This window comes from Pseudomonas kuykendallii (assembly GCF_900106975.1).
GTDB lineage: Bacteria > Pseudomonadota > Gammaproteobacteria > Pseudomonadales > Pseudomonadaceae > Pseudomonas_O > Pseudomonas_O kuykendallii.
Map to the genome: position 1 here is coordinate 268,140 of NZ_FNNU01000006.1, position 6,731 is coordinate 274,870.

General features: G+C 66.6%; 4 protein-coding genes. 1 reads left to right on the forward strand and 3 read right to left on the reverse strand.

Features of this window, described 5'->3' with window-relative positions; all coding sequences use genetic code 11:
* Window position 1: 1 nt before the first annotated feature.
* The 3 genes from BLV15_RS19350 to BLV15_RS19360 form a co-directional block, all read right to left on the reverse strand.
* Window positions 2-2,404, reverse strand: a complete 2,403-nt coding sequence (locus tag BLV15_RS19350) for a hybrid sensor histidine kinase/response regulator (protein WP_090231336.1) — start codon at window positions 2,402-2,404, stop codon at window positions 2-4.
* Window positions 2,405-2,491: 87 nt separating this feature from the next.
* Window positions 2,492-2,974, reverse strand: a complete 483-nt coding sequence (locus BLV15_RS19355; protein ID WP_090231337.1) for a response regulator — start codon at window positions 2,972-2,974, stop codon at window positions 2,492-2,494.
* 16 nt (window positions 2,975-2,990) lie between these two features.
* On the reverse strand, window positions 2,991-5,255 hold the full coding sequence (locus BLV15_RS19360) for an ATP-binding protein (protein ID WP_090231338.1): 2,265 nt from the start codon (window positions 5,253-5,255) through the stop codon (window positions 2,991-2,993).
* A gap of 307 nt (window positions 5,256-5,562) precedes the next feature.
* On the opposite strand from BLV15_RS19360, the gene BLV15_RS19365 reads away from it, so the two are divergent.
* Window positions 5,563-6,567, forward strand: coding sequence for an alpha/beta fold hydrolase (locus tag BLV15_RS19365; RefSeq protein ID WP_090231339.1), 1,005 nt, complete (start codon window positions 5,563-5,565; stop codon window positions 6,565-6,567).
* Window positions 6,568-6,731: the final 164 nt, after the last annotated feature.

The window sequence follows — 6,731 nt, forward strand, 5'->3', positions numbered from 1 at the left end:
ATCAGCCGTCGGCGCGCGATTCGGCGGACAACAGCGCCGCATTGAGCTTCGCCGACAGTTCCTCGCCGCGAAACGGCTTGGGCACGATCAGGGCGTTCTCCACGTCCAGCCCACCCAGCTCGGCGTAACCGGTGATGAACACCACCGGCATGTCCGGGAAGCGCCGGCGCACCGCGCGCGCCACGTCCGCACCGTTCATGCCGGGCATCGCGAAATCGGCGAGGAGAATGTCGATGTGCTCGTCGAGCAGCTCCAGCGCCTGCACGCCACTGTCGGCCTCGACCACCCGGTAGCCGAGGTCGTCCAGCAGCATCGCGGTCACCGCGCGCACGTTGGGGTCGTCATCCACCAGCAGCACCCGGCACGCCTGGCCCTGCGCCTCGTCATGCACGGTCTCGGCCGATGACGGCGGCGCCTCGAGCGTCTCCTCCGGCGCGCAGGGCAGATAGACGCTCACCGTGGTACCGGCACCGAGGCGGGTATCGATCCGCGCGCCGCCGCCCGACTGCTTGGCGAAGCCGAATACCTGGGCGAGGCCCAGCCCGGAACCCTTGCCGACATCCTTGGTGGTGAAGAACGGCTCGAACGCCTTGGCCAGCACCTCGTCGCTCATCCCGGTGCCCGAGTCGCGCACCGACAGCACCACGTAGTCGCCCGGTTCCGGGTCCTCGGCACCCAGCGGCGGCGTTTCGACCCGTTCGCGCCGGGTGCTCAGGCAGAGGGTGCCGCCCATCGCCATGGCGTCGCGCGCATTGATCGCCAGGTTGAGGATGATCAGTTCCAACTGCGTCGGATCGACCAGTGCCAGGCGCAGGCTTTCGGCCAGTTCGGTCTCGATCAGCACACTGCCACCGAGCGTGCTTCTCAACAGCTCGAGCATGCCGCGCACGGTGTCGTTGAGGTCCACCGGCTCCGGGGTCAACCGCTGGCGACGCGAGAAGGCCAGCAGCTGCCCGGTGAGCTTGGCGCCGCGCTCGCCCGCCTCGCGGATGTTCTGCAGGCGCTGGCGCGCCTTGTCGAACTCGGGCGTCGCCGGCAGATCGCGGGCCAGGAAGGAGCCGCTGGCGAGGATCACCGTCAGCAGATTGTTGAAGTCGTGGGCTACGCCCGCGGTCAGCTGGCCGACCGCTTCCAGGCGCTGCATCTGCTGCAGGGCGGCCTCGACGCGCTCGCGCTCGGCGATCTGTTCGAGCAGTTGGCGGTTGCTGCTGGCGAGCTCGTCCAGGGCCTCGCGCTCGCTGGTGATGTCGCGCACCGCGGCGTACATCAGGCTCTGCTCCGGCACCACCGTCCAGGACATCCAGCGATAGCCGCCGTCGGCGTGGCGCAGGCGGTTGACGAAGCGCGTTGAAACGTACCCGTCGGCGATGCGCTGCGCCTCGGCGCGGGTGCTGGCGACATCCTCGGGATGCAGCAGATGCCACAGCGGCCCCTGCAGGAATTCCTCCCGCGACCAGCCCAGGGTTTCGTGCCAGGCCGGGTTGAGGGCGATGGGTGTGAGGTCGAAGCGCATCACCGCGAGCAGCTCGCGTGACAGATCCCAGGTGCGATCGCGCTCGCGCGTGCGCCGCTCGACGCGTTCGCCGAGGGTCTGGTTCAGCTCCTGCAGCGCCAGGGTCACCTGCTTCTGTTCGCTGATGTCCTGCAGCACGCCGATCAGGCGCACGCAGCGACCGTCCTCGAAGGAGGCGCGCCCGCGGATCGACAGCCAGCGCACCGCGCCCGCTACCTGGATGCGGTACTCGACGCTCAGCTCGTCGCCACTGTCGCGCGACAGCGTGCGCGTCACCTGCTCATGCAGGCGCTCGCGATCGGCCGGATCGCAGGCGTCGAGAAACGAAGCCATGTCGCGCACCTGCTTGCCGCTGGGCAGGCCATACAGCGCCTTGCAGCGCGCGTCCCAGATCAGCGTATCGGTCTGCGGCCGGTAGTCCCACAGGCCGAGGCGCGCCGCTTCGATGGCGAGGTCGGCGCGCAGCTCGACCTCATGCAACGCGTCCTCGGCGCGGCGCCGTTCGCGACGCTCGGAGACTTCCGCCATCGCGCGTTCGATGGCCTTGGGCAGGAAGGTGAGGTTCTGCTTGAGCACGTAGTCGACGGCGCCCAGGCGCATCATCTCGACCGCGTGTTCCTCGCCGAAGATGCCGGAGAGGAACAGGAACGGGATTTCCGGTGCGAGACGACGCGCAACCTGCAGCGCCTGCATGCCGGAGGAACCCGGCAGCAGGAAGTCGGAAAGGATCAGGTCGAAGCTGTCGGCGCGCAGCGCCTGCTCGACGCCCTGATGACTGTGCACCAGGGTCCAGTCGACCTGGAAGCCGTGCCGCGTCAGGGTCGCCAGGGTCAGTTCCGCGTCATGCGGGCTGTCCTCGACGAAAAGCATCTTCAACGGTCTAGCGGACATCGATCACCGCCAACTTCGGTACCTCGGAAATGCCGGCCACAGGCGGCGGAACTACAGCTGAACACGCCGCTGCGCGCGGCGGCCTGCTCATTGCTCGTCGCCACCGGAACGGGGCGTGCGCCGACGCGCCAGGCGCGCGGAGCCAGGCGGCGGTTCGTTGAGCACCGCCCAGAAGATGCCCAGGTCGGAAATCGCGGCGACGAAATCCTTGAACTCGACCGGCTTGACCACGTAGGCGTTCACCCCCAGCCCGTAGGCGCGCTGCAGGTCGGGCTCCTCGCGGGAGGAGGTCAGCATCACCACCGGCATGCTGCGCAGCGGCTCGGCGTTGCGTACCGCCTCGAGCACCTCGAGGCCGTCCACCTTGGGAAGTTTCAGGTCCAGCAGGAGCACCGCGGGATTGCCTTCACCGCGGTCCTTGTGAGCACCGCGGCGAAACAGGTAATCCAGTGCCTCTGCGCCATCACGCAGCACGATGACCTCGTTGGCGAGCTGGCTGCGCTCGAGCGCGACCAGGGTCAGCTCGAGATCGTGCGGGTTATCCTCGACCAACAGGATAGGTTTGAGCATTTGCTTGAATCACCTCTCAGCGTGAAACGCGGGCATGTATTCGTTTGGGCAGCGCGAAATAGAAGGTCGCCCCCTGGTCCGGCCGGCTTTCCGCCCAGACCCGTCCGTCGTGCCGCTCGATGATGCGGCGCACGCTGGCCAGGCCGATACCCGTGCCTTCGAACTCTTCCATGCGGTGCATGCGCTGGAACACGCCGAACAGCTTGCCGGCGTATTCCATGTCGAAGCCGACACCATTGTCGCGCACATAGACCCAATGTTCGTCGGGGTGTTCCTCGGCGCCCACCTCGATTACCGCGACGTCGCGGGTGCGGCTGTACTTGATCGCATTGGACAACAGGTTGCGCAGCGCCAGGTGAATGAACGCCGCATCGGCGATCAGGATCGGCAGCGGCTGGACGTGCCACTCCACCGTGCGGCCCTGGTAATCCGGAAGCATCTCCTGGCGGATCGAGTCGACCAGCGCCGGCAGGTTGACGTCCGACAGGTGCAGTGCGGCACGGCCCATCTGGGAAAAGCTCAGCAGGTTGTCCACCAGGGTGCCGGCGAAGCGCGCCGACTCGCTGATATTGGCGAGGAAGCGCATGCCGCTGTCGGTCAGGCGCCCGCCCTCGACCTCGCCGAGCAACTCGGCGTAGCCGGCGATATGGCGCAGCGGCGCGCGCAGGTCGTGGGAAACGCTGTAGGAGAACGCCTCCAACTCGCGGTTGGACTTCTTCAGCTCGCCGGCCAGCTGGGCCAGCTCTTCGGCCTTGCGCAGGACGATGCCAAGCACCGCATTGCGCAGCTCCAGCGCGCTGTCGATTTCCAGCCGGTCCCAGCCGAGCGACTGGCCGAAAACGGTTTCCTGCCAGCTTTCGAAGCTGTGCCGCGGGTTCAGCGCGCCGCCTTGCCCGAGGTGTTTCTCAGGCTTTCCGGCCCAGTTGACCGTGCGCACCAGCTCCGGGCGGAACCAGATCAGGTAATGCGAGTGCAGCTCGGAGAGCGACACCGCCAGCAGCCCGCCGGCGTACCGGCTCAACTCAGTCAGTTCGGCGATGTCGCGCCCGACGTTATGGGTGTGGAATTCCTCGCCGACCTCCCTCTCGGCCAGCCAGCGCACCAGCGCCTCCACGGCTTCGCGCGGCGGCGTCTCGCCGATCAGCTCGCAGCGGTTGGCGAGGACGATGGCCGCACCGCTGGCGCGGGCGAAACCAAGAAGCACGTCCGGTGCCGCCAGCAGTCCCTCGGCGACGCTGCCACGTTCGCGATCGGCCATCAGCGAGAGCATCTGCACGATGTGCTCGCGCAGCTTGAGCCGCCTGTCGGCGTTGGCGTGGGTTTCCTTGGCTTCGATCTGCAGCGACAGGATGCGGCCGAGCATTTCGCAGGCGGTACGGGTCTGGAAACCCACCCGCTGCGGCGCGGCGTCGTGGCAGGAAATCAGCCCCCAGAGCGCGCCGTCGACGACGACGGATATCGACATCGAGGCGCGGGTGCCCATGTTCTTCATGTACTGCACGTGCACCGGCGAAACGCTGCGCAGCGCGGCGTAACTCAGGTCCAGCGGCTGGCCACTGACGGGGTTGAGCGGCGGCAGGATCGGCGACGGCCGATAGTCGGCATCGCCGATCACGCGGATGCGGTTGGCGCAGTAGAGCGCGCGCGCCTGCTGCGGAATGTCCGAGGCGGGGAAATGCAGGCCGAGGTAGCGCGGGTAGCCCGGATCAGCATCCTCGGCGATCACCACACCGTTGCCGAGGGCGTCGAAGCGATAGGCGTTGACCCGCCCAAAACCGGTCATGCGCTTGACCTCGGTCACCGCCAGTTGGCAGAGCAGTTCGGCGGTGGGCGTTTCCTGCAGGCGCGTGACGAAGGTGCGCACCAGCGGATAGAGGTCCAGGTAGGCGGCGGTGCCATCGTCCACGGCCTCGAACTCGGTGATCAGCACGCCGTCGTGGCGATGCACCATCAGGGCGAACGCCGGGCCCGGATCGCCGACCCGGAACGTCACATCGGCGAGGTGAAACGGATTGCGGTCCTCACTGGCCAGCGAATCGAGCTTGCCGCGCAGCCGTGCGGCATCTTCCAGCAGCTCGTCGAAGTGGCGGCCGAGCAATCCGGCGACCTCGACGCCGAGCAGGTCGGCAACGTTTTCGCTGGCCTGAATGACCTTGAGGTCGGACGCCTCGAACACCAGCAGGAATCCATGCGGCTGAATGCTGCCGGGGATGTGGATGGGTTCTCGGGCACAGACTTCGCTGGCGCTGGCCAGCGCGGCTGCACGTTCACTGGGGTACAAGGGCGTTCCTCTCACGGAGCCGGAACGGACTCGAACGGGTCGATTCGCCTACGGCCGGAATGATCGATGCGTGCTGCATCACGCTGCAACCGCCTGATAAATATACCGGCGTAGGGTGACACAGAGGAAAATCCTACACGAATTCTCGATTATCGAATTCCTGTACAGGTTGAGATAGATGACCTTTCGTCGGCGTTGCTGGCCTGCCAGGGGCGTCCTGGCAGGCCGAAGCGCCATCGCTCGAACCGAAGCGCCGCCACAGGTTCACAAACAGGCGTAACGCTCACTTCGGATAAGGAACGACATCATGTACAGACGCTGGTTACCTGCGCTCGTGCTGTGCGCCGCCGCCACCGTTAGGGCGGAAACGCCGAGTTACGGCGCCCAGCTCGAAGGCTTCGACTATCCCTACCCGGTCCAGCATTTCGAGTTCGAATCCCAGGACGGCAAACGCCAGATGGCCTACATGGACGTGCTGCCCGAACGCCCGAACGGCGGCGTGCTGGTGCTGCTGCATGGCAAGAATTTCTGCGCCGCGACCTGGGAAGGCACGATCAGGGCACTCACCGGCGCCGGCTACCGGGTGGTGGTGCCGGACCAGATCGGCTTCTGCAAATCGAGCAAGCCCGAGCACTACCAGTACAGCTTCCAGCAACTGGCGAGCAACACCCACGCACTGCTGCAAAGTCTGGGCATCGAGCGCTTCAGCCTGCTCGGCCACTCCATGGGCGGCATGCTCGCCACCCGCTACGCCCTGATGTATCCGCAGCAGTTGGAGCAGCTGGTGCTGGTCGATCCCATCGGCCTGGAGGACTGGAAAGCCAAGGGCGTACCCTATCGCCGCGTGGACGAGTGGTACGCCCGCGAGCTGAACACCACCGCCGGGAGCATCCGCAGCTACCAGCGGAGCACCTACTACGCCGGACAATGGCACCCGGAATGGGACAAGTGGGTGCAAATGCAGGCCGGGATGTTCAACGGACCGGGGCGCGAAGCCATCGCCTGGAGCTCAGCGCTCACCTACGACATGATCCAGACCCAGCCGGTGTACTACGAACTGGAGCGGATCGAGGTGCCGACCCTGCTGATCATCGGCGAAAAAGACACCACCGCGATCGGCAAGGACGCGGCCCCCGAGGCGTTGCGCAGCCAGCTCGGCAATTACCCGAAACTGGCCAGGGAAGCCGCCGCGCGGATTCCCGGCGCGGTGCTGGTGACCTTTCCCGACCTGGGCCATTCCCCGCAGATCCAGGCGCCTGAGCGCTTCCACCAGGCGCTGCTGAAAGGCCTGGTGGCGCGTCCGGGAGGCTGATCACTGACTTATCCGTTCGCGGGTTGCACCCGCCCTACGAAAACGACGCGTGCATTCGACAGCGGCGAAGCGGCCCCGAACCGTAGGCTGGGATAGCAGCGTTCGCTCGATCCGCCTACCCGCTCCGCACCGGACAGCCGCGTAACCCACCAAGCGGTGTCCCG